21 protein-coding genes are annotated in these 20,285 nt (G+C 44.5%); 9 read left to right on the plus strand and 12 right to left on the minus strand.

Going from position 1 to position 20,285, the window contains the following annotated elements; all coding sequences use genetic code 11:
• Positions 1 to 123 precede the first annotated feature (123 nt).
• From ACYTPF_RS10250 to ACYTPF_RS10265, 4 genes are all read left to right on the plus strand, one after another.
• Positions 124 to 1,815 carry a tryptophan halogenase family protein gene (locus ACYTPF_RS10250; RefSeq protein WP_461852139.1) on the plus strand — a complete coding sequence of 564 codons (1,692 nt, stop codon included), beginning with the start codon at positions 124 to 126 and terminating at the stop codon, positions 1,813 to 1,815.
• Entirely contained in the window at positions 1,793 to 3,298 is a 1,506-nt protein-coding gene (locus ACYTPF_RS10255; protein ID WP_461852140.1) for a tryptophan halogenase family protein, read from the plus strand. Before ACYTPF_RS10250 ends, ACYTPF_RS10255 begins: the two co-directional genes overlap by 23 nt.
• A gap of 294 nt (positions 3,299 to 3,592) precedes the next feature.
• Positions 3,593 to 4,930, plus strand: coding sequence for a HipA domain-containing protein (locus tag ACYTPF_RS10260; RefSeq protein ID WP_461852141.1), 1,338 nt, complete (start codon positions 3,593 to 3,595; stop codon positions 4,928 to 4,930).
• Positions 4,920 to 5,201 (plus strand): helix-turn-helix transcriptional regulator, encoded by a 282-nt coding sequence (locus tag ACYTPF_RS10265; protein WP_461852142.1) that lies wholly within the window; start codon positions 4,920 to 4,922, stop codon positions 5,199 to 5,201. The genes ACYTPF_RS10260 and ACYTPF_RS10265 overlap by 11 nt, the downstream gene beginning before the upstream one ends.
• A 97-nt stretch (positions 5,202 to 5,298) precedes the next feature.
• On the opposite strand, the gene ACYTPF_RS10270 is transcribed toward ACYTPF_RS10265, so the two are convergent.
• Positions 5,299 to 6,162 (minus strand): YicC/YloC family endoribonuclease, encoded by an 864-nt coding sequence (locus ACYTPF_RS10270; protein ID WP_461852143.1) that lies wholly within the window; start codon positions 6,160 to 6,162, stop codon positions 5,299 to 5,301.
• Between the two features lie 302 nt (positions 6,163 to 6,464).
• On the opposite strand from ACYTPF_RS10270, the gene rph reads away from it, so the two are divergent.
• The 3 genes from rph to tusA are packed head-to-tail and all read left to right on the plus strand — an operon-like array spanning position 6,465 to position 8,127.
• Positions 6,465 to 7,178: a ribonuclease PH gene (rph, locus tag ACYTPF_RS10275; RefSeq protein ID WP_014951432.1), complete on the plus strand. Its 714-nt coding sequence runs from the start codon at positions 6,465 to 6,467 to the stop codon at positions 7,176 to 7,178.
• A 57-nt stretch (positions 7,179 to 7,235) separates the two neighbouring features.
• Positions 7,236 to 7,877 carry an orotate phosphoribosyltransferase gene (gene pyrE / locus ACYTPF_RS10280; protein ID WP_461852144.1) on the plus strand — a complete coding sequence of 214 codons (642 nt, stop codon included), beginning with the start codon at positions 7,236 to 7,238 and terminating at the stop codon, positions 7,875 to 7,877.
• Positions 7,867 to 8,127 (plus strand): sulfurtransferase TusA, encoded by a 261-nt coding sequence (gene tusA, locus ACYTPF_RS10285; protein WP_214992661.1) that lies wholly within the window; start codon positions 7,867 to 7,869, stop codon positions 8,125 to 8,127. Before pyrE ends, tusA begins: the two co-directional genes overlap by 11 nt.
• 52 nt (positions 8,128 to 8,179) lie before the next feature.
• Here the strand turns inward: tusA and ACYTPF_RS10290 are convergent, their stop codons facing one another.
• From ACYTPF_RS10290 to ACYTPF_RS10320, 7 genes are all read right to left on the minus strand, one after another.
• Positions 8,180 to 8,983 carry a DUF1206 domain-containing protein gene (locus ACYTPF_RS10290; RefSeq protein WP_461852145.1) on the minus strand — a complete coding sequence of 268 codons (804 nt, stop codon included), beginning with the start codon at positions 8,981 to 8,983 and terminating at the stop codon, positions 8,180 to 8,182.
• Between the two features lie 116 nt (positions 8,984 to 9,099).
• A complete protein-coding gene (locus ACYTPF_RS10295) occupies positions 9,100 to 9,282 on the minus strand; it encodes a hypothetical protein (RefSeq protein ID WP_461852146.1) in 183 nt (60 codons plus the stop codon).
• Between the two features lie 27 nt (positions 9,283 to 9,309).
• Positions 9,310 to 9,771 carry a hypothetical protein gene (locus tag ACYTPF_RS10300; protein WP_461852147.1) on the minus strand — a complete coding sequence of 154 codons (462 nt, stop codon included), beginning with the start codon at positions 9,769 to 9,771 and terminating at the stop codon, positions 9,310 to 9,312.
• Between the two features lie 171 nt (positions 9,772 to 9,942).
• Entirely contained in the window at positions 9,943 to 10,530 is a 588-nt protein-coding gene (locus tag ACYTPF_RS10305; RefSeq protein WP_461852148.1) for a YqaA family protein, read from the minus strand.
• Positions 10,531 to 10,554: 24 nt separating this feature from the next.
• A complete protein-coding gene (locus ACYTPF_RS10310; RefSeq protein ID WP_461852149.1) occupies positions 10,555 to 11,847 on the minus strand; it encodes an amidohydrolase family protein in 1,293 nt (430 codons plus the stop codon).
• 196 nt (positions 11,848 to 12,043) lie between these two features.
• Positions 12,044 to 12,670: a DUF1285 domain-containing protein gene (locus ACYTPF_RS10315; protein ID WP_461852150.1), complete on the minus strand. Its 627-nt coding sequence runs from the start codon at positions 12,668 to 12,670 to the stop codon at positions 12,044 to 12,046.
• Positions 12,657 to 13,517, minus strand: coding sequence for a DUF3014 domain-containing protein (locus ACYTPF_RS10320; protein ID WP_179985074.1), 861 nt, complete (start codon positions 13,515 to 13,517; stop codon positions 12,657 to 12,659). The genes ACYTPF_RS10315 and ACYTPF_RS10320 overlap by 14 nt, the downstream gene beginning before the upstream one ends.
• A 384-nt stretch (positions 13,518 to 13,901) precedes the next feature.
• Between ACYTPF_RS10320 and ACYTPF_RS10325 the strand changes: the two genes are divergently transcribed.
• Both ACYTPF_RS10325 and ACYTPF_RS10330 read left to right on the plus strand, forming a co-directional pair.
• Entirely contained in the window at positions 13,902 to 14,294 is a 393-nt protein-coding gene (locus ACYTPF_RS10325; protein ID WP_461852151.1) for a hypothetical protein, read from the plus strand.
• Positions 14,295 to 14,390: 96 nt separating this feature from the next.
• Positions 14,391 to 14,699 carry a DUF6482 family protein gene (locus tag ACYTPF_RS10330; RefSeq protein ID WP_269917869.1) on the plus strand — a complete coding sequence of 103 codons (309 nt, stop codon included), beginning with the start codon at positions 14,391 to 14,393 and terminating at the stop codon, positions 14,697 to 14,699.
• Between the two features lie 176 nt (positions 14,700 to 14,875).
• Here the strand turns inward: ACYTPF_RS10330 and ACYTPF_RS10335 are convergent, their stop codons facing one another.
• The 4 genes from ACYTPF_RS10335 to ACYTPF_RS10350 form a co-directional block, all read right to left on the minus strand.
• A complete protein-coding gene (locus ACYTPF_RS10335) occupies positions 14,876 to 16,243 on the minus strand; it encodes an ABC1 kinase family protein (RefSeq protein ID WP_461852152.1) in 1,368 nt (455 codons plus the stop codon).
• Positions 16,244 to 16,490: 247 nt separating this feature from the next.
• On the minus strand, positions 16,491 to 16,910 hold the full coding sequence (locus ACYTPF_RS10340; protein WP_461852153.1) for a hypothetical protein: 420 nt from the start codon (positions 16,908 to 16,910) through the stop codon (positions 16,491 to 16,493).
• A 277-nt stretch (positions 16,911 to 17,187) separates the two neighbouring features.
• The gene (locus ACYTPF_RS10345; protein ID WP_179985069.1) at positions 17,188 to 17,772 is read right to left on the minus strand and encodes a DUF6702 family protein; all 585 of its coding nucleotides are present in this window, start codon (positions 17,770 to 17,772) and stop codon (positions 17,188 to 17,190) included.
• Positions 17,762 to 20,224 (minus strand): M1 family aminopeptidase, encoded by a 2,463-nt coding sequence (locus tag ACYTPF_RS10350; RefSeq protein WP_179985068.1) that lies wholly within the window; start codon positions 20,222 to 20,224, stop codon positions 17,762 to 17,764. The genes ACYTPF_RS10345 and ACYTPF_RS10350 overlap by 11 nt, the downstream gene beginning before the upstream one ends.
• Positions 20,225 to 20,285 lie beyond the last annotated feature (61 nt).

Here is a 20,285-nt window from a genome sequence, read left to right on the forward strand (position 1 = left end):
CGCTATAGCGCTTAGGGTTGCGCTTTAGCGGGCTTTTTTGTCATAGTGCTGTTTGAATAGTATACAAAAAGCTTCGACACGTGAGAGAAACAGAGCTTTTCAAGATAGCGTGGTTATCGTTTTATGAGTAATTCACAAAACCAATGCGGCCTACATCGGGTCGTCATTGTTGGAGGTGGTACTGCAGGGTGGCTTGCTGCTGGCGTTCTTGCAGCGAAGCTTAGCGAAAAACACTCGGTTACCCTTATTGAATCTCCTACGGTGTCATCCATCGGCGTTGGTGAAGGTTCATGGCCGTCACTTCGTGATACTCTTCTGGATATTGGCATTTATGAATCTGAATTTTTAACCCTATGCCAAGGTGCTTTCAAGCAAGGCTCTAGCTTTGTTAATTGGCGTAAAGGCGGGCACCACTATCATCATCCATTTACTATTCCAACGGGCTACAACGAACTTAATATTCATGCTTGTTGGCAAGCTTTTGCGCCTGACATGCCATACGAAGACGCCTTTTCTCTACAATCGACAATGTGTGCAGCAGGCAAGGCGCCAAAGCAAATTGCTACGCCCGACTATGCTCATGTGCTTAATTACGGTTACCACTTTGACGCCACAAAGCTCGCTGATTTATTGAAAAAGCACTGTGTAAACAAGCTGAGCGTTGAACACGTTATAGGTCATATTGCCTCAGTCACTTCACATCCAAATGGCTACATTGAAAAAGTCGTAACAGAATGTGGGCAGGAGGTGTCTGGCGATTTGTTTATCGATTGTTCTGGTAACAACGGTTTGCTTATTGATAAACATTTTAATGTTCCGTGGGCACCCGTTAAGTGCGCCATGCTTAACGATAGAGCCATAGCCTTGCAAGTGCCTTATGCAGACAATGATAACGAAATAAAAAGTACCACTGTGGCTACTGCACAAACCTGTGGGTGGACGTGGGATATTTCATTGCAGCACCGGCGAGGTACTGGCCTGGTTTATTCTTCCCAATTCACAAGTGAAGAGCAGGCAAAGCAGGTCCTTATTGACTATGTTTGTGAACGTTGTTCTGGTGCAAATGAGCATGAACTTGCCTTTCGCACACTTTCTTTTGAGCCGGGCTACAGGTCAAAATTTTGGGTAAAGAACTGTTTAAGTTTAGGTATGTCTTCGGGTTTTGTTGAACCGCTTGAAGCATCAGCCATTGCAATGGTCGAGCTTGGCTTACGTATGCTCTGTGAGGCGTTTCCGCATAATAAAGAGCACATGGAAATAGTCAGTAAGCGCTATAACTCGCGCTTCGCATATCGCTGGCAGCGAGTTATCGACTTTTTGAAGCTACATTATGTGCTTAGTGATAGAGAAGAGCCTTATTGGGTAGCACAGAGAAGTGATGCTTCAATTCCTGACTCACTCGCTGAGCTGCTTAAACTGTGGAAGTATCAAAGCCCTTCACGCTTAGATCTTATCGAGAACGAAGAGGTTTTTCCTTCTGCTAGCTACCAATATGTTTTGTACGGGATGGGCTTTACTACGTTAGGGCCGCCACTACGTTTAAACGAAAAAGATAAGCGTAAAGCCCTGCATCTTAGTGAAACGTTACAACAGACTAAAAATACCTATTTGCAGGGCCTACCAACTAATAATACGCTGCTCAAAGATATCGCAAATCGCTATTACAATGAGCAGAAACACCTTCACTCGCAAACTCAACGTCAGGACTATGGCAACGCTTGCGCTTCAAGTGAAGGTGATCGCGCTACAAATTTAAACAAAAATACCTCTTCATATAAAAAGGACACCTCATATGGCCGTATCGGGTTTAGATAGCAGTAACAATCAAACGCCCGTTAAGAACGTTGTTATTGCAGGTGGCGGTACTGCAGGATGGATGGCGGCCACGGCGCTGTCTCGGCTTTTGGGTAAGTCAATAAACGTTACGTTAGTCGAGTCGAAAGATATTGGTATTGTAGGTGTGGGCGAGGCGACTATTCCGCCTATTAGAACATTTCACAAGTTGCTTGGTATCGACGAAAAAGCCTTTATGCGCGCTACACAAGCCACGTTCAAACTGGGCATTGAGTTTGAAGATTGGCGCGAACAGGGTCACAGCTATATCCACTCGTTTGGCATTACCGGAAGAGAATGCTGGGCAGGAGAGTTTCATCATTTTTGGCTGCGGGCTAAAGAATATGGTTTCGGTGGTGAATTTGGTGATTATTGCCCTGAACTGATTGCCGCTAAGCAGAATAAATTTGCTACATCAGAAGCTATGCCGCTCAACTTTGCCTATCACTTTGATGCCGTCGCCTACGGTCGATTTTTAAAATCGTTAGCTTGCGAGGCTGGGGTGACGCACAAGGAAGGAGATATAGTAAAGGTCGATGTTTGCCCGCAATCAGGCAACATCCAGTCCCTTCAATTAGCAAGCGGAGAAGTGATAAACGGTGACTTCTTTATAGACTGTACGGGCTTTAAAGGGCTGCTTATTGAACAGGCGCTTCACACCGGTTACGACGATTGGCGACACTATCTTTTTTGCGATAAAGCAGTAGCCATGCAAACAGAACTTACTGCCCCACCTGTGCCATATACCAAAAGTGTGGCACACAGGGCGGGATGGCGTTGGCAGATACCACTTCAAGAGCGAATGGGCAATGGATTGGTATTTTGTAGCCGCTTTATGAGCGAAGAGGACGCCATTAATACACTTAAATCGCAGGTAACAGGCGCACCAATTAATGAACCTAGAGTCATTCGTTTTACGCCTGGTAAACGCAGGCGAGGCTGGAATAAAAACTGCGTAGCGCTAGGGCTATCCAGTGGCTTTATTGAGCCACTAGAGTCGACCAGCATCCATCTAATCATGACCGGCCTTATACGCTTAATGCGCCTATTCCCTTTTGATGGCATCAACCAAAGCGCAATCGATGAATACAACAACAAGTTTGATAGCGAAATGTCGGCCATACTCGACTTCATTGTTATGCATTACAAGGTTACACAGCGCGAGGACAGCCCTTTTTGGCAGCAATGCCAACGCATGGAGATTCCGCCGTCACTTAAACATAAATTGGCTTTATTTGCCGAAACTGGCCGCGTGTTTTTGGATGACGGAGATATTTTTCGTGTTGATTCCTGGACTCAAGTATTAATGGGCCAAGGCATGACGCCCAAGCAATATCACCGCGTAGCCGATGAGATGAGTGAACAGTCACTTAAGCAGTTTATGGCAGGGTTAAAGCAGCAGGTGGATAACCACGTAGCTAAACTTCCCTCGCACGAGGCCTTTTTAACACAGTATTTGAAATGAACTATTAGAAGCGTTAGTCGTTAATAACAAATAGTGCGTTAACGGTGAGCCGGGAAGCTTCTAACTAAAGAGTTACCAAACATACTGCATCAGCACCATACCCACATAGAAGTCTGGGCTTAGTGCTATCTAAATTGGGAAAAACGCAAACAAAGTACTGACAAAGATAATCCATTTTATAGTTGGCGGTAGTTTGTTACTGTAAATGACTGTTGCTTTACATTGAAACGGTAGATTTCTACCGAAACTGTGCTAATATTTTATACTAAACGGTAATAAACTACTGGATAGATGATGCAAACAGTCACACTGCAATTATTTAATCAAGGCCAATGGTGGGATGCTGCTACTTTGTGTTTTTCTGATGAGCGGATCAATGCAAGTTGTTCGCTGTATTATGAGCATGATTATATTGCTAAGGTCGCAAGCTATGAGCTTAAAGATTGCTGGGCATGCTCCGTCAATGCGCCTATTAGCATTGTTCCTAAAGACTACCCTCATTGGCCAGCTCTATTAGATGATATTTTGCCGGTGGGTAAGTCTCGAGATTGGTGGCTCAGTTATCTTAATGTCAGTCGCTCAGACGAGTTTCAACAAAATTACGCACTGTTGACTAATGCTTGTATGTCGCCCGTTGGTAATTTAAGAATAAAAGAAGCCGTACCGACAGAAGCTAATATCGACTCTCGCCGTTTTCCAATTGAGAACGTGATTTCATTACAATATGACTTTTTAGAGTATGCTAATGAACAAGGCGCCGCAGTAGGAGGGGCGACAGGAGCTGGTGGTGTTGCACCAAAACTGCTACTCATGCTTGAAGATGATAATGTTTTCATTGATGGGGACTTTGCAGGTAAGCCGTTGACCGCCACACCTTATCTAACCAAGTTTGCTAGAAATAGACGCTCAACTCGAGATAACAACATCTTAAAAGCTGAGGGCGTTTTTTATAAGGCACTTTCGGAGATTCTGAAGGGTACAAATGTTTCCACCATCGATGTTGAAAAGCTAAAAATATTAGAAGATAAACAAAGTGGCCAAGCTAGTTTATGGCTACCTCGCTTTGACGTCCGCATAGAAAGTGGTGTGGCTAGTCGTATTGGATTGGAAAGTATTTATTCAATCATTAATGCCGAGCCTGGCAGCTATCAAGATCATTTTGATGTGATGGAGACGGTGTGGCGAAGAATAAATTCTGCAACTCAAATGACGAAAAACGAATTTGCTAAGCAATATGTTGTTAGAGATTTTTTAAATATTGTTTTCGGTAACTCAGACAATCACGGCCGCAACATTTCATTTTTAAAATATGACGGCGATATTTGTTTTGCACCCATCTATGATTTTGCTCCTATGAAAGCCGATGAAGAAGGGATAACCCGTTTATTTAAGTGGGGGCGAAGTTGCGAAGTAGGTGGGCACGTTAATTTTTTAATCATTGCAGAGCAGCTTTCAGATTATTGTGAGCCTTATGAAATAATTTTATTTTTGCGGCAACTGGCAGAAAAACTAATCGACTTGCCTGAGAGGTTAAAAAGATTGCACTGCCCAGATGAGATATTGAATTTTCCGGCGATTGGTTTTAGTAACACTAAAACTAAGTTAGTAGCAATGGGAGTCTATGATGGTTAGGTTGACGGGTGAACAACGAAAAGAAACTTTAGCTCAGCTTGAAAATGATCTTGCAAACAATATTATCGGCATAGGCGAACTAGTAAAGCAAGTTCGTACCCAACTTTATGGCATGACCCAAACACAATACGCGAAATTTATTAAGGTGTCTGATAAAACATTGCGTGATATCGAGAAAGGGAATACCGATCCTCGCGTTTCGGTACTAAATAAAATTTTAGCGCCTGGTGGTTTTCAACTTTCTGTTCGATCAGTTCGCCGCGATATATAAAAATATCTTTGAGGTGCATCAAGCCATGGGGCTTCATAAAAATAAAAAAGCCCAGTATGGCTGGGCTTTAGCGGAGGCTTTTGGACTCCAACGGATATTATTCAATATTCTGAATCTGCTCGCGCATCTGCTCAATCAGTACTTTAAGTTCAACTGCCGATTGTGTGATGTCGGTGCTGATAGACTTTGAACCTAACGTGTTCGATTCGCGGTTAAACTCCTGCATCATGAAATCTAAACGGCGGCCCACTGCCCCGCCCTTATTAAGGATATTGCGGGTTTCCTTAACGTGAGCATTCAGACGATCTAACTCTTCCGCCACATCTACTTTTTGAGCCAGCATGATCATTTCTTGTTCAAAGCGGCCTGCATCAAGTTCAACCTTTGCCTCTTCAAAGCGGGTTTGCACTTTTTCTCGCTGCCACACCATGATTTCAGGCATACGCGCGGCTACTTTTTCAGCTTCCACTTCAATGGCGTCTAGGCGCTGCGTGATCATACCTTTAAGGGCTTCGCCTTCTGTAGCGCGGGCACTGATGAAGTCGTTTAACGCTTGGTCGAACGCTGCCATTACGTCACCGTGGATGGTATCCATATCGGCTTCTTCCGCTGCAATTACCCCAGGCCAGCGTAAAACGTCTAGTGGGTTTACACCCGTAGACTGACCATGGGATTGCACCCAATCAGCAGCGTGAAGCACTTGCTTAGCCAACTCTTCGTTTAAGCTTAGCTTGGTTACAGCAGCATCGTTCGCGGTAAAGCGTAGCGCACATTCCACCTTACCTCGAGCTAGCTTTTTACGAAACCGTTCACGTAAAACTGGCTCCAACGAGCGGAACTGTTCCGGTAGGCGAAAATAGGTTTCTAAAAAGCGTTGGTTGACCGAGCGTATTTCCCATACGGCTGAGCCCCACTCTTTTTTGGTTTCTACGCGCGCAAACGCTGTCATGCTGTAAATCATAAATATCCTTTAAATTTAACTGAAAGCCTGCAAAAACAACCCGAACGTCGTGTTGTATACGTGAATATCTACAGCAGGTTTTCTTGTATTTTGTATATTAGCGCACATTTACGTAATTCAATAAGCAAACATGTAAAGTTCGTTTTTAACGGCCGCGGGTATTGCGTTATACTTAGGCGCAATTTCGTAGCTACATCGAATTTATAGGTTTTGACCGCGAATTGGGCTTTCTATTCTCATATCGCCGATAAAAACCTGTAAAACGCTACCCTTTTTTAAGCACTTACGTTGTGGAGAACACTATGCGTCCAAGCGGCAGAACCGCCAGTCAAATTCGCCCTGTTACAATTACTCGCCAATACACTTGTCACGCAGAGGGCTCTGTACTTGTAGAGTTCGGTAACACTAAAGTGTTGTGTAATGCGACGGTGGAAGAAGGTGTACCACGCTTTATGAAGGGCCAAGGGAAAGGCTGGATTACTGCTGAGTACAGCATGCTTCCACGTGCTACTCACACGCGAAGCGGCCGTGAAGCTGCGCGCGGCAAACAAGGCGGACGTACGTTAGAAATTCAGCGTTTAATTGCGCGTTCATTGCGAGCGGCAGTAGACCTGAAGCTTCTGGGTGAAAACACCATTACGTTAGACTGCGACGTTATTCAGGCCGACGGCGGTACGCGTACAGCGTCAATTACCGGTGCGTGTGTAGCTCTTGTTGATGCACTTACTTACATGCGTGCAAAAGGCATTATCAAAACTAACCCGCTTAAGCACATGATTGCTGCCCTTTCGGTGGGTATTTATGAAGGTACGCCAATCGCTGATCTTGAATACACTGAAGACTCTGAGGCAGAGACAGACATGAACATCGTAATGACCGAAACCGGCAAGCTGATTGAAGTTCAAGGTACGGCAGAGGGCGAACCCTTCTCGTTTGAAGAGCTCGACGAAATGCTGAAAATTGGCAAGCATGGCCTACGCGAATTGTTCGACATTCAAAAAGCTGCGCTAGCGTAAGCGAGTTATCAAAGCGAATTTAGCGCCTACGGATAAGTTAGTAATAAAGAGGTCATCATGAAAGCGTTTCAGCGTGATTTTATCGAGTTTGCCATTGAGCGTGGCGTACTGAAATTTGGCGAATTTACTTTAAAGTCAGGCCGCGTTAGCCCGTACTTTTTCAATGCCGGTTTGTTTAATCGCGGCGGCGATCTGGCCAAGCTAGGTCGTTTTTACGCTGATGCGTTAATGGATGCAGGTGTCGAGTTCGATGTACTGTTTGGTCCAGCGTATAAAGGCATTCCTATTGCGACGACTACCGCCGTCGCACTGGCCGATAGCCACAACCTTGACGTACCTTATTGCTTCAACCGTAAAGAAGCGAAGACTCACGGTGAAGGCGGCAATTTAGTAGGCAGTCCGCTTGAAGGCAAGGTTATGCTGGTGGATGACGTAATTACCGCGGGTACCGCTATTCGTGAATCGATGACATTAATTGAACAGCAGCAGGCAAGTTTGACTGGCGTATTGATCGCATTAGACAGACAAGAGCGCGGTAATGGTGAACTGTCAGCTATTCAAGAAGTAGAGCGTGATTTTGGCACTCAGGTGATTTCTATCGTATCGCTAGCCGATGTGGTGGCTTATTTGATTGAAAAAGGCGGTTTTGATAATGAAATCAATGCCATTAACGCCTACCGTGAAAACTATGGCATCTGATTTTGATAGCGCCTTTAGCGCAGCAAGTCAGCATCTAGACGCACTAGGCTTACGTTGCCCGGAGCCGGTGATGATGGTGCGTCTAAATATTCGTAAGCTGGCCGATGGGGAAACCTTATCGGTCACGGCTGACGATCCCTCAACGGCAAGAGATATTCCTAGCTTTTGCCGTTTTATGGACCATACATTAGTAGCGTCTCAAACAGAGACCTTGCCTTACCAATATGTGATTAAAAAAGGGCGCGCTTAAGCGCCCTTTTATCATTCAAATTTAGGCTTTTAGCGCCTTTCATTTAAATTTCCTACTCTACTTTTCTGTATTTCGCCTCCAGCGCACAATAAAGGCCGAACATAACAAAGCCTGCGCCTACAGCAGCGATGAGATAAGGGCCAAAGGGCTGCTTCATTAAGGTTTCTAGTGCTTTTTGTAATCCACCTGCTTGCGATGGGTTACTTAATATGGCGGCAAGAATAAAAAAAACACCTACTAAGGAATAAACGACTCCTCGCGCGGTATACCCCAGGCGACCAGTTACTTTCACACTCTTTCTAATTCGCTGATTTAAAGCGTGTAGTGAAAACTTCTTTAAAAAGTCTGCAGTGTAAGCATGTTTGAACTGCACAACGGCAAATATGATGATGCAAAGCCCGATTGCGGCTACAAGCAACAGCCCCCATTCGTATTGCATTAGAAATTCACTCACCTTCTTTCCACTACCTTGGGATGAAGAGCTACTTTGTACTTCTAATAAGGTTTTACCCCCTGCGTAAGCAGCAACAAAATAGAACGCGCCCGATATAAAGAAGAACAGCTTATTTATAATGTGAATGAACCAACTGTCCTCATCTGATTTTTCAGTAATGAAAATCTGCAGCCAACGCCAGCAGGCATAGCATGCTAAGCCAAGAACAAGAATGCCTAATAAGATCTGTCCGAGTGGTTGTTCTTTAAGTGTAAGAAAGACATTGGACTGAGAGGCTTTTTCACGGTTAAGCGCAGTAAATACAGATGTAAGAATGAAGACACCAAGCATAACATACATGACGGTTTTGGCGCTATATCCCGCTCTAGCGGTTATCTCTTTCCATTTAGACGAAGGTTCCACGGTATCCTCTCATAGCTTAATTGCAAAATAAAAACGATTGAGTTATTTATCCTGTATCAAGTTATGTTCCGTTTTGCACCTGTCTGTATTTTACGCTTGCGAGCTAGCGTTTCAGGTTAACGTTCTGAACTGTCTGCAACGGCTTTTAGCAGCAAGTTTTGAAGCGTACGTTTGCTGTGAGCACAATTGCAGTGAACATCTGTCATATGCAGAACTTCACCTTTAAGCATTTTTTGAAGTACAGATGCTCTCACACTTAAAGAGACAAAGCCGTCTTCATTTGGAATTTGTTTCGACATCATCATTTGCTCCTTCAACTGTTTGATTTAATGCAGAGCTGCAGAAGCAAGCTGTCTGCTAATTTGAGGTTCGTAGGTTTGCTCAAGCGTGTGCTGAATGGCGGATATAAGCCGGCATACAGACGGGTTAGTGGCATGCAAAGGCAATATGGCGATTAGCTGCTGTTGGCATTCCTGCAAAATTGCGTGAGATTCTTGTTTTTTATGCTCTTGAGCGAGTAAAGAAGATAAGTACATGCCCATAGTGCCGAACGCGAGTATATCTTCTTGCACCGCGTTTACTTTTTGAGAGGATATGGGCTGCAGCGCGTTAAGAATGGCCTTCGCGGCTTCAAAAGTTTGATAACCCAACTCTCTGGCATAATCTAATTCACCCTGTTGATGGGCTTTCTGCGTTTGTGCCTGCATTGCTAAGCGATGCTCTCGTGCGCTTGAAGGGTTTAGCTGTAGCCACTTTCTGTAAACTGGGCATAAACGTTGAACATTCATATAAGCACCTCCTGTTTTATATTACATTAGTGCAAATAAGAATCATTATCAAATGTAAAGTTCAAAAAATCTATTGGCGTAATTTGATTTGGGAATTTAAGGGGGAGCTCGCACGATTTGGTCGATGCTATTTTGATAGCTTTAGCGCCCTCAAATCGAAAGGCTCTTCAATTAGGATAACATATTAGACAGCCACCATAGTAAGACTACCACTAGCGTAATAGCAAACACGGCTTTCATCTTGTAGCGTTTTATAAGCTGCTCGGCTTTATCACCTGCGTAATACACCACTACTGCAAGGCCAAAATAGCGTATAGCGCGGGCAATAACCGTGGCTAAAAGAAAAAGCGGAAGAGAGTATTGGGTGGCGCCGGCAGCTAACATGGCCACTTGAAAAGGAATAGGCGCAATGCCTAGCGTCATCACAAACCAAAAGCCTTGATTTTGCATTTGTTGTTTAACGCTGTCGAATTGCTCCTGACTAAAAAAGGTATCAATAACCCACTGACCAACAAGGTCGAAAAGGAAATAGCCAAGGGCATAGCCAAAAACAGCGCCAATCACGCAGCCTACGGTGGCCATTAACGCAATTTTCCATAGCGACTCTCGCCTAGCTTGCATCAACGGCACCATAACAGCTTCAAGAGGTATAGGAACAATGGTCGACTCTAAAAATGATGCTAAAGTAATACCTTTCAACATATGTTTAGAGTCAATAAGCTTTTTGGTTTTGTGCTTAACCTTTTTACCTAGTGCCATGTAACCTCTACCACTTTTATTGTTTTATTGCTTGTAAACTACCCCGTCTTTCATCACAAAAGACACGCTTTCCATAAGCGATATATCATCAAGCGGGTCGCCTTGAACAGCAACAATGTCTGCTAACTTGCCATGTTCTAACGTACCTAAAATGTCGCTTATGCCCAGTAAATCTGCGCTATTAACGGTAGCACTAAGTAGCGCGTCGGCAGGTTTCATTCCCGCTTCAACCATTAAAGAGAATTCCTGTGCATTGTCGCCATGGGCCGATACACCACTGTCTGTACCAAAAGCAATTTTTACGCCCGCTTTGTGGGCTTGTTCAAAGGTATTTTGAATTAAAGGTCCGATGGCTGCTGCTTTAGGGCGAACGAGCTCAGGAAAGAAACCATCAATCTTGGCTTTATCTGCTACAAACTTCCCAGCCAGTATAGTAGGTACATAATAGGTGCCGTGCTTCTTCATTAGGGTGCGAATTTCATTGTCCATGTAGGTACCGTGCTCAATAGAATCCACTCCTGCTTCTATTGCGCGTTTCATGCCCTCTTTACCATGAGCATGCACTGCCACCGTCATACCGTAATCTTTTGCTGTATCGACAATCGCTTCTAATTCGTCGGTCATAAACTGAGGGTTTTGGCCACTTTTAGCTACGCTTAGCACGCCGCCAGTTGCAGTAATTTTGATTAGGTCAGCACCATCTTGATAACAGGCACGTACCGCCTCGCGGGCTTCCACTTCGCCGTTAACTACGCCCTGTTTGGGGCCTACATCTGGTCGAAGTAAGTGAGACATACCATTGCTTGGGTCAGCATGTCCGCCTGTAGTCGCAATAGATTTAGCTACCGTGTAAATACGTGGGCCGGTGGCATAGCCTTTCGCAATAGCATTTCTTAAAGCCACTGTTTCGTTATAGCCATCACCAAGGTTACGCACTGTGGTAAAGCCTGCATCTAAGGTTATTTCTGCGTAGTTTGCTGCACGCAGTGCGTAATCGGCTTCATTAAGTGAAAAACGTTCTAAGTAGGTTTGCGGCCCGCCGTGTTGCGACGATAAATGAACATGCATATCCATAAGACCGGGCATAACCGTAGAAGCACTTAAATCGATGACGGTGTCGCCTTTTTGTGGTTTAGCAAACCCTTTCTTTATCTCCGCTATTTTGTTGCCTTCAATAACAATGGTCATTTTTTCTTGAAGTGATTTTGAGGTGCCAGTAAACACTTTTCCCGCGTGTATGAGGGTATCGGCAACCGTAGAAAAAGGTGATGAGATTAGTGCGCTGGTAATCGCAAGGGTGATCAAAGGCTTTTTCATAATGTAGGTCTTCTTTTGATTGTTTTATAGACTACATCGAATGTAATGCACACAACGAGATAACGCAAAATAAAGTGCTTTTAATGACATATTGATGGCGATACGTATTTTAATAGTAGGTGCAAGTTACAGGCGCAAAATAGCTGTGCAAGACTAGTAGCGTAACCATAGGTAATGTAAGAGTAAAAAACGCGAATTAGGGTGTTTGAAGTATTTCACCCAATACGAAGGTCGTACCGCTAGATTGAATACTAAATTGCGTATTCGAACCATCCGATGACTCTTTGGCTTGTTCTAACAGCTGATAATAAGTGTTTTGATGTAGCCTTGCCCATAGGTTTCTACGAACGCGAATGTAAGGAATAGGTGTTGCCTGTGGGTCCTGAATAGCTTGTGGGGGAACTCGAAGTTCTAGCTGATCTTCGCGCTCTAAGCGAACAGTGTCGCCGGTTTGCGTAGTAAATACATAGGTGCAGTCACTAGTCGGTTCAACCTCTATCTCAATTTCACTCGCTTCGCCGCCTTCATTTCTTTCTATATGCCATTGGGTGATTAGGAAGGGCGTGTCCTCAACAGTGATCCCTACCTTTTCGACAGGGGTGACTAAAAAGTACTTATCGCCTTCTCGCTTCAGTACAGAGGCAAAAAGCTCGACCAGGCTTGCCCGCCCGATAGGGCTGCCTTCGTAAAACCATCGGCCATCAAGGGCTATCGTCAGATTAATATTACCGCAAAAATCTGGATTCCATTGGTCGACAGGAGGCAAAGGGCGCGCTTTTGAAGACGTGCCCTTAAGTTGTTGTTGAAATTTAGTTAGATCCACGCTCTTCAACCAAAACTTTCAATTCACGTAGCTTTGCTTTAATACGACGCATATTGTCTGGCCCGGTACGCAGTAGCTGCTTTTGTGGCTCATTAAGGTTTTCTAAACGATCGTCGGCATACTTGTAAGCTACCGAATCTGTATACACCTCAACAGGAACCGGTACTTCTGGTGTATCAAGTAACTGGTCTATGGCCTCTAGCAATACGCTGTTAAAGTCTTGGTCTGGATTACCAATCTCTGCAAACTTCGCTTGGATATCGTCTTTATAAATACCGTAGATATTCAGTAGCGCTTCATTATCGAACGACTCCAGCATATCTACATAAGGCGTATATCGTTTATAACTTGCAGCGTCAATCCACTGCTTTCCTGCTTGAGAATAAACACGGAAATTTTGTTCTGGCGGCGTAAGTAGTTGATGGTTTGGTGCCATCTCATCGTTCGCTAGATTAGTTACAGAGACTACAAAGCGCTGAATAAGCCCTTCATTAACCAGCATACGATTTACGGTTTCTTCGTCTGCTGATGAACTCTCAATCAATGACGCTTTGACTGCTGGGTCGCTTGTATCAAGTGGTTCTGGATCTGGTTCAACGGGTTCTGGCAATGGTTCAACGTCGTCTTTTTCTTCAAGCTCGACGGTGGGCGCAGGCTGGGTAGGCTCAAAAATCTCTGGCTCTTGCGGCGCTGTGACTTCAGGCTCGGTCACCTCAGGTTCAGGCGTAATGACTGGCTCTGGCTCTTCGTCACTTGGCCAAAAAACTACAGCCAGAATAACGATAAGAAGGATGCCAACAATAATAAAATGTGGGCCTAACGATTTCTTTTCTGACGATTCGCTCATAATGACTCCGCTACAAAAATATCCTTTCGGTAATACTACCAGAGATAACACCCAAAATTAGAAAATCAATCAAGAGAAATGTTCCCTCAAAATCCAAATTCCTTATTTTGAACAGATTTTAACGTTTGAAAGACACTTTCCGATTTGTTTTCGTCCAAAAATTAGTGGGAACTCCCCATTTTTTCGATCTTCCAGTTCGCCATATAATGTAAATGTGAAAGTAATTTTTAAAACAATTGTTTAACATTTGGGGCTTTGTGTACTAATGTGTTGATTAATCATTGAAAAGCAAATGCTAGAGCACTGCTATTTACAGTAATTAACTAACATTTTGAGTCCTTGAGTCCCAGTGTTACCTAAATGTGCCCTCGTAGGATAGTAAGCGTGAGTAAATTCAAATCATATCATCCAAAGTTACACCGAGCCGTTACACGGTACACTGTTATACAATACGTTATTGCACTAGGGATAATGCTTTACCTATTTTGGAATATGCATAGTCTGCCACCGCATCATCAACTAATTACTGTAATAACCGTGGTTGTTATGGGCATACAAAATGGCTTTATCTTGTCGAGAGCAAAAGTTGCACTTGCTGTAGAAGGGCCTCGGTTGCTGGTTTTCCCACTCCTATGGATAGCAACGGGAATGGGGGTAGCTGCTCTTGTGTACACCGTTTTTTCTATTGCTTCGTTGTTGGTTTTAGCCAACGCAGTGCGACATAAAAATCACCGCCCCCCACTTCATCTTCTGAATGAACCTGAAAACCTCGCATAGCGTATAAAAGTCATTATTTCGCCCTGGCTATATTCAATATAAATAACACCAAGCAGGGCGAGCGTAATGCGCACGCTGATTTCATGAGGTAGGAAAATGCATAAGTTTTATTTTCGGGATATTGAAGAGTCGCCGACGGTTATCGATTACTTAGAAGTTCAGTCTTATGAAATGAACGTCTATTTGGTTTATCTGACTATCGATAAACAAAGCGGTATGCTTTACGACAATAAAGACAAGCCAATGCGTTTTTTTAGTGCCGGGCATATACGTGAAGCGTTCGCTCATTGTCGCGTTCAGCAGGCTGTAATGAAGCACGATACACCGTACGACGAGATGATAGGCAACCCGCCGAAAAGCAAAGAGCAGATGGCCTTACCTTTTAGTATGGAACTGCCCTATTAAACGCAACGCAATCTACCCAATACTACCGGCTCAGTGCTATTAGAAGTGTAAAGATTAGGCGAAGGCATTAACTAGAGTCTTCGTCCTTTTCCGATAATCCCACTTTCAAACAAGCTGCATTCAAACAAGCTGCATAAAGCGCGGTAGGATTCATCGTAAGATGGGGCCAAACCTTGTTAAGAGCAAAGCCAGTTGCCTGCGGCCTTTCGCATATCCACTTTAGCTTGCAACCGCTTCGCTAACAAAAATAAACCTCCGAGCTTTCTATGTATAAAGAGCGCATCGACCGGCGGTGTGTGCCAAAAGTTGTGTTCCATTGTAAGCGCCATTCCTTTTTCGTGAAGTCTTGCGATTAAATCACTTTTTCCAAAGTCATAAGCCCCCTCAAAGCGAATGGCTTCACAGGCTTCCATGCCTATATCTATGACTGCATTTACTTGCATCTGAGAATGACTGTCATCAATAAGCCCAATATTGTATGCAGCTTGCTGCATCAGTGCTTTATCATTGTCTGCGGCGCTCTTAAGCAAAGTTTGGTATTGCTGAGATATATTTTCAGACACTTCGCGAGTGGCACCAAAATCTAGCAGCACAATTTCTTTGGTGTCAGGTTTAAACTGATAGTTGGCTAGGTTAGGGTCGCTTTGAAGCAGCTTAAAGTGGAAAACCTCATTAAAAAACAACGTCATTAACGCTGTCATCACGGCATCTCGGACTTCTTGGGGCTCATCAATTAGCACATCCAAATCTTTCGCCTCGATAAAGTCCATGGCTAGTACCGTACTTGTGGTAAGCGGTGAATAGGTCTTTGGAATAATAAACGCGCTTTGTTCTTCACATCGGATATCAGTGGCTTCAACTAGGTTGCGATAACGGTTAAGCATATCGGCTTCTCGTTCGTAATCCGCCTCTTGGTGAAGCTGCGCTTTGGCTTCCTGCAACAGCAGGCCTATATCTAATGATTTTGGCACCAAGCCAGTAAGCTTTATAAGCGTTGCTACGTTATCCACATCGCTATCAATACTCCTCTTCACGCCTGGGTACTGTACTTTTACCGCTAACATTTTGCCGTCCATAGTAATAACTTTGTGAACTTGACCTATAGAAGCTGCGGCAACAGGAGCAAAGGAAAAGTAAAGTAAGTCATCTTGCCATCTGTCGCCCCAAGACTGATTTAGCGTGGCTATTAGCTGGTCCTTGGGCATGGGGTCAGCATCATCCCGTAAACGTCCTAAAATGGCGGCGAGTTCTTCGGGTAAAAAGTCACCCGCATCCATGGAAATGAGTTGTCCAAGCTTCATGGCGGCGCCACGCATACTGGCAAACTGATCGGCAATATTTGAAATATTCTTTGGTGTTAAAAGCAGCGAAGACAAGACTGGCTTCTCACCTTTTAGTAACTGGCCAGCACCCTGAGAAACCACATTACCTGCAATCCTACCTGCTAACGTGCCTAAGCGACCTATACGAGATAGGCGAGACGAGGGTACTGCCTTGCTTGAACGGGGCGGCGATTCGGAGGATTTATTTGGCTTCTCTGCCATAGGTTCACTCTGTTTTATTAAAGACGGAAAGGAACATTAATATTTATCGTTTAAAGCATGACTTAAAAAGTACTCTGACCCTTTATACATTTAACTACGGCGGCTGGATCGGGTATAGGAGCCATAAGTCACCAAGTATCTCATTGGGTAGTTTGATAGTAAGGTTGAGATTATAGAATCAGGCAGAGAATTAAATATAAGATTGAGCACTGCATAAAAAGTGTGCGGCCTACACAGTGCTATATATTTAGATGATCTGAGAAATAAATTGAAGCACTAGTCCTATAACGCTGCCATAAGCAAAGCCAGCCCAGCCGCTTTTTGTTCTGTAACGCCAAAGTGCAGCACCAAAGAATCCGCACCATAGCATTGCAGAATAAGTTGATATTAGGCCCCCGCCCATGCCTGTATCTGGCAGAAATAGCATTACGATAAATGTCAGTGCCATGGCACCGCTCAACAGCACCCACATGATATTTTTCTTATCAGCGAACGCATTGCTGGCTTTACCCTTTGTTAAATTAGCACCTTGGGTTAGTTCATCATTTACCTTTTGCTCAGCGCGCTCTACAGCGTTAGCAGTACGCATTTTTTTAGCGCGGCGCTCGCTTCTTGTTTGGGTTTTCTTGACCTGTGAAGGCAACGGTGCTGTAGCGCTATTGGTCATGATGTACCTCATTAACTGTTTATCCATAGTTAAGGTAGAGCATGCATGCCAAGATGACTATACGACTTCGGTCTCACACGACAATTATAAAGTGTGTTTTAGATATTTGATTTTCCCTATTCGAATGCGACTCTCGAACTAGAGGGGGCAAGGACTGAGATAGGCATCCATTATCTATAAGGGCACCGTGAAACACGTAAACAAAAAAGCCCACCAGCTTTCACTGTCGTTTGACAAAGAATGCTGGTGGGCTTTCATAAACCTATACTGCTAGGTATTAATGATGGTCGCTACTTTGACTTTTAAAGCTCACTTCCAGCAGATTTACACTATCAGCAAAGGTGAGGGTTTTAATATCGCCCTTGCCTTCTACATTTAGCGTATTCACTTGCTTCGGCCATAAGTCACGCAATGCATCATGACGAATTTTAATGCCTTCTAGCACAGGCGGTTCAGCAGTTTCTTGATAAACCCAAAAGTGCTTACCTTCAACTTCAAAGCCCACATCTGCAAGTTTTAACGATTCGCCTGCCGCATTTAAAATCGCAAAGTGATGGGCAACGTAATCAGCAAACTGTTGCTGTGTTTCAACGTCATCCATAATATCTGCATGCTTATCGAATAAGGCTTTAACCGCGTGCTCAGCATCATGCAAATTAAAGCGGTGCATCACTTCGATATTTTCTGTTCTGGGGTTGAACAGTACCGTTGTTATCGCTGCTTTTATTTGATGCGCTTGGGCAATTGTGCTGAACGACATCGCGCTAACAAATAGCGAAGCCGCAATAGCCAACCCACTAACGCTTGCAAGCAGAGCATGAGAGCTCTGCAGCAGGCGGGATAAAGACAACTTATTCGTCATCTTTATCCTCGTCGTCAGTTTTTAGCTCGGTCTTTGAATCGTGCATAAGGTCGCGGTACTCGTAAGTGTTACGCGGCTTGTTCTTATACGCTTCAATGCGAGAAGGAATGATACGGCGTGGGTAGTGGTTATTTTCCACGTCTACGTCCGCAGTTTCCCAATGTGGGTCAACCGTAACGCTTACCAGCTCTTTGTCTTTGTCAGTCACGATAAGCTTACTTACGGCCTTAGGTGTACGACGCCAGATTTCCGCCGGAATGCGCATTTCTTCTTTCGTACCGTCTTCAAAGGCTAGCTCAAGAATAATCGGCATTACCAAACCACCTTTGTTACTAAAATCTAGCACGTAGTAGTTTTTGTCTTCTTTTACCGCACGTTCAAAGGCTTTACGCTCCCAAGGTTCAAGCTTATCAAGGAACTTCTTGTACTTGTTGCGCTCTTTGTTGGTTACGGTATAGCGGTCGTTTTCATCGTAGAAATCGCTGATATCTTCAAAGCGGTCTACCCACAGCTTTCTACCTTCTTCTTTATTGCGAATATCGGTAAGTGACTTAGGCTTTTCCATTTCCGCTTCGCGCTCACGAGCAAAGTCGATATCTGGATCTTCAGTGTCTAAACGCAGCTTGTGTACGCTGTCTAGGCTAATATCTACGTGGTCCGTGGTATAAAACCAACCGCGCCAGAACCAATCTAGATCTACACCCGAGGCCTCTTCCATAGTGCGGAAGAAATCAGATGGAGTTGGACGTTTAAACATCCAGCGCTGCGCGTATTCTTTAAATGCGAAGTCAAATAGCTCACGACCAAGGATAGTTTCGCGAAGAATGTTTAATGCTACCGCTGGCTTGGTGTAAGCATTAGGACCTAGGCGAAGTACCGAGTCAGACTGGGTCATAATTGGCACCTGCGTCTGAGACTTCATGTAGCCTGTGATATCACGCGGCTCTACACCCCATGGAATCGTTGGGTCCCATTCGCGACCGGCAACGCCATCTAGGAAGCTGTTAAGACCTTCATCCATCCACGTCCACTGACGCTCATCAGAGTTTACTGTCATAGGGAAGTAGATATGGCCCACTTCGTGGATAACTACGCCAATTAGGAAGCGTTTCTCAGCTAGCGAGTAGGTGCGTGAACCGTCATCACGAAGTTCTGTACGAGGTCCATTAAAGGTGATCATGGGGTATTCCATGCCGCCAACTGGACCATTGACTGACTGCGCTACTGGGTATGGGTAATCGAAGCTAAAACGGCTGTATACATCCATAGTGTGGATGATTGACTCTGTTGAATACTTCTGCCAAAGCTCACCACCTTCTTTCGGGTAGAAGGACATTGCCATTACAAGCGGCTGAGTGTCACCACCTTGCTGATAGCCACGTGCATCCCATGCAAACTTACGCGACGAAGCCCAAGCAAAATCACGTACGTTATCCGCTTTAAAGGTCCAAGTCTTAAGCTTAGAGGTGCCTTCTTTTTCGTTTTCAATAGCTTCTTCAGGAGAAACGATGAATACGATACGGTCAGCTTTTTCTGCTTTTTTCAATCGATCCCGTTGTGTTTTGGTAAGCACGTCTTTCGGGTTTTGAAGCACACCTGTTGACGATACGATGTGGTCAGCTGGAACCGTGATATCTACTTCGTAGTTACCGAATTCTAGGGTGAACTCACCACGGCCAATAAACTCTTTGTTAGTCCACGCTTCGTAATCGGTGTAAGCCGCCAAACGAGGGAACCACTGAGCTAGCAAGAAAATATCGTTGCCGCCTTCGCGCTCATCATCTGGGAAGTGCTCGTAACCTGCACGTGCTGAAACCGCATCTTCTTCAACAATATTAAAGGCAAAGTCGATATCAAAGGTTACTTTGCTGCCCGGCTTTAGTGGCTTAGCTAGGTCAACCCGCATTAGGGTACCAACAATGGTGTGGCGTAAGTCATTGCCCGCTTTGTCTTCAACGCGAGAAATGGTGTAACCCAGTTCATTGTCTTCAACAAACTGCTGGCGGCGCAGTGCGCCCATGCTTAATTTAGCGGGCGTATTGCCACTTGCGGCTTGCGTGCCTGGTCCACGGTTACCAATGCCACCGAAAGTGGTAGTAAGCGCAGACATTGAGTCGTCACGAAACTTGTTTTGATCAAGTTGAACCCAAAGGTACTTAAGGGTATCGGGCGAGTTGTTGTAATACGTAATTTCTTCGCTTGCTTCGATACGGCGCTCGTCTTCAAGCAGCTTTACATCTATATCGTAATCTACTTGCTGTTGCCAGTATTGATGACCAGGCTCACCAGCGGCGTTGCGATAAACATTGGGAGTAGGAAGTACTTCGTCTAGCTGACGGAATTTATCTTCAAAGTCGCCTTTTGTTTGTTTTATAGCGGCGGTACTAGGAAGAGAAATCAGCATAGACAACACTGGCGCTAGCCAGAAAAAGTGTCGTTTTGCGGTGCTCATGCAGGTTCCTTGCAACTTGTAAGTTAGAATTGTTATAAGATAACACTTGCTAGTATATAAG

The sequence above is a fragment of the Alteromonas sp. HB246098 genome (assembly GCF_054890645.1).

Bases quoted from the DNA above. Each gene is read 5' to 3' on its own strand.
- ACYTPF_RS10295 (WP_461852146.1), bottom strand. From the start codon at position 9,282: ATGTCGAAACAAATTCCAAATGAAGACGGCTTTGTCTCTTTAAGTGTG.
- ACYTPF_RS10335 (WP_461852152.1), bottom strand. From the start codon at position 16,243: ATGGCAGAGAAGCCAAATAAATCCTCCGAATCGCCGCCCCGTTCAAGC.
- ACYTPF_RS10345 (WP_179985069.1), bottom strand. From the start codon at position 17,772: ATGACGAATAAGTTGTCTTTATCCCGCCTGCTGCAGAGCTCTCATGCT.
- tusA (WP_214992661.1), top strand. From the start codon at position 7,867: ATGGCATCTGATTTTGATAGCGCCTTTAGCGCAGCAAGTCAGCATCTA.
- rph (WP_014951432.1), top strand. From the start codon at position 6,465: ATGCGTCCAAGCGGCAGAACCGCCAGTCAAATTCGCCCTGTTACAATT.
- ACYTPF_RS10260 (WP_461852141.1), top strand. From the start codon at position 3,593: ATGCAAACAGTCACACTGCAATTATTTAATCAAGGCCAATGGTGGGAT.
- ACYTPF_RS10265 (WP_461852142.1), top strand. From the start codon at position 4,920: ATGATGGTTAGGTTGACGGGTGAACAACGAAAAGAAACTTTAGCTCAG.
- ACYTPF_RS10300 (WP_461852147.1), bottom strand. From the start codon at position 9,771: ATGAATGTTCAACGTTTATGCCCAGTTTACAGAAAGTGGCTACAGCTA.
- ACYTPF_RS10305 (WP_461852148.1), bottom strand. From the start codon at position 10,530: ATGGCACTAGGTAAAAAGGTTAAGCACAAAACCAAAAAGCTTATTGAC.
- pyrE (WP_461852144.1), top strand. From the start codon at position 7,236: ATGAAAGCGTTTCAGCGTGATTTTATCGAGTTTGCCATTGAGCGTGGC.
- ACYTPF_RS10250 (WP_461852139.1), top strand. From the start codon at position 124: ATGAGTAATTCACAAAACCAATGCGGCCTACATCGGGTCGTCATTGTT.
- ACYTPF_RS10320 (WP_179985074.1), bottom strand. From the start codon at position 13,517: ATGAGCGAATCGTCAGAAAAGAAATCGTTAGGCCCACATTTTATTATT.
- ACYTPF_RS10340 (WP_461852153.1), bottom strand. From the start codon at position 16,910: ATGACCAATAGCGCTACAGCACCGTTGCCTTCACAGGTCAAGAAAACC.
- ACYTPF_RS10310 (WP_461852149.1), bottom strand. From the start codon at position 11,847: ATGAAAAAGCCTTTGATCACCCTTGCGATTACCAGCGCACTAATCTCA.
- ACYTPF_RS10330 (WP_269917869.1), top strand. From the start codon at position 14,391: ATGCATAAGTTTTATTTTCGGGATATTGAAGAGTCGCCGACGGTTATC.
- ACYTPF_RS10350 (WP_179985068.1), bottom strand. From the start codon at position 20,224: ATGAGCACCGCAAAACGACACTTTTTCTGGCTAGCGCCAGTGTTGTCT.
- ACYTPF_RS10255 (WP_461852140.1), top strand. From the start codon at position 1,793: ATGGCCGTATCGGGTTTAGATAGCAGTAACAATCAAACGCCCGTTAAG.
- ACYTPF_RS10270 (WP_461852143.1), bottom strand. From the start codon at position 6,162: ATGATTTACAGCATGACAGCGTTTGCGCGCGTAGAAACCAAAAAAGAG.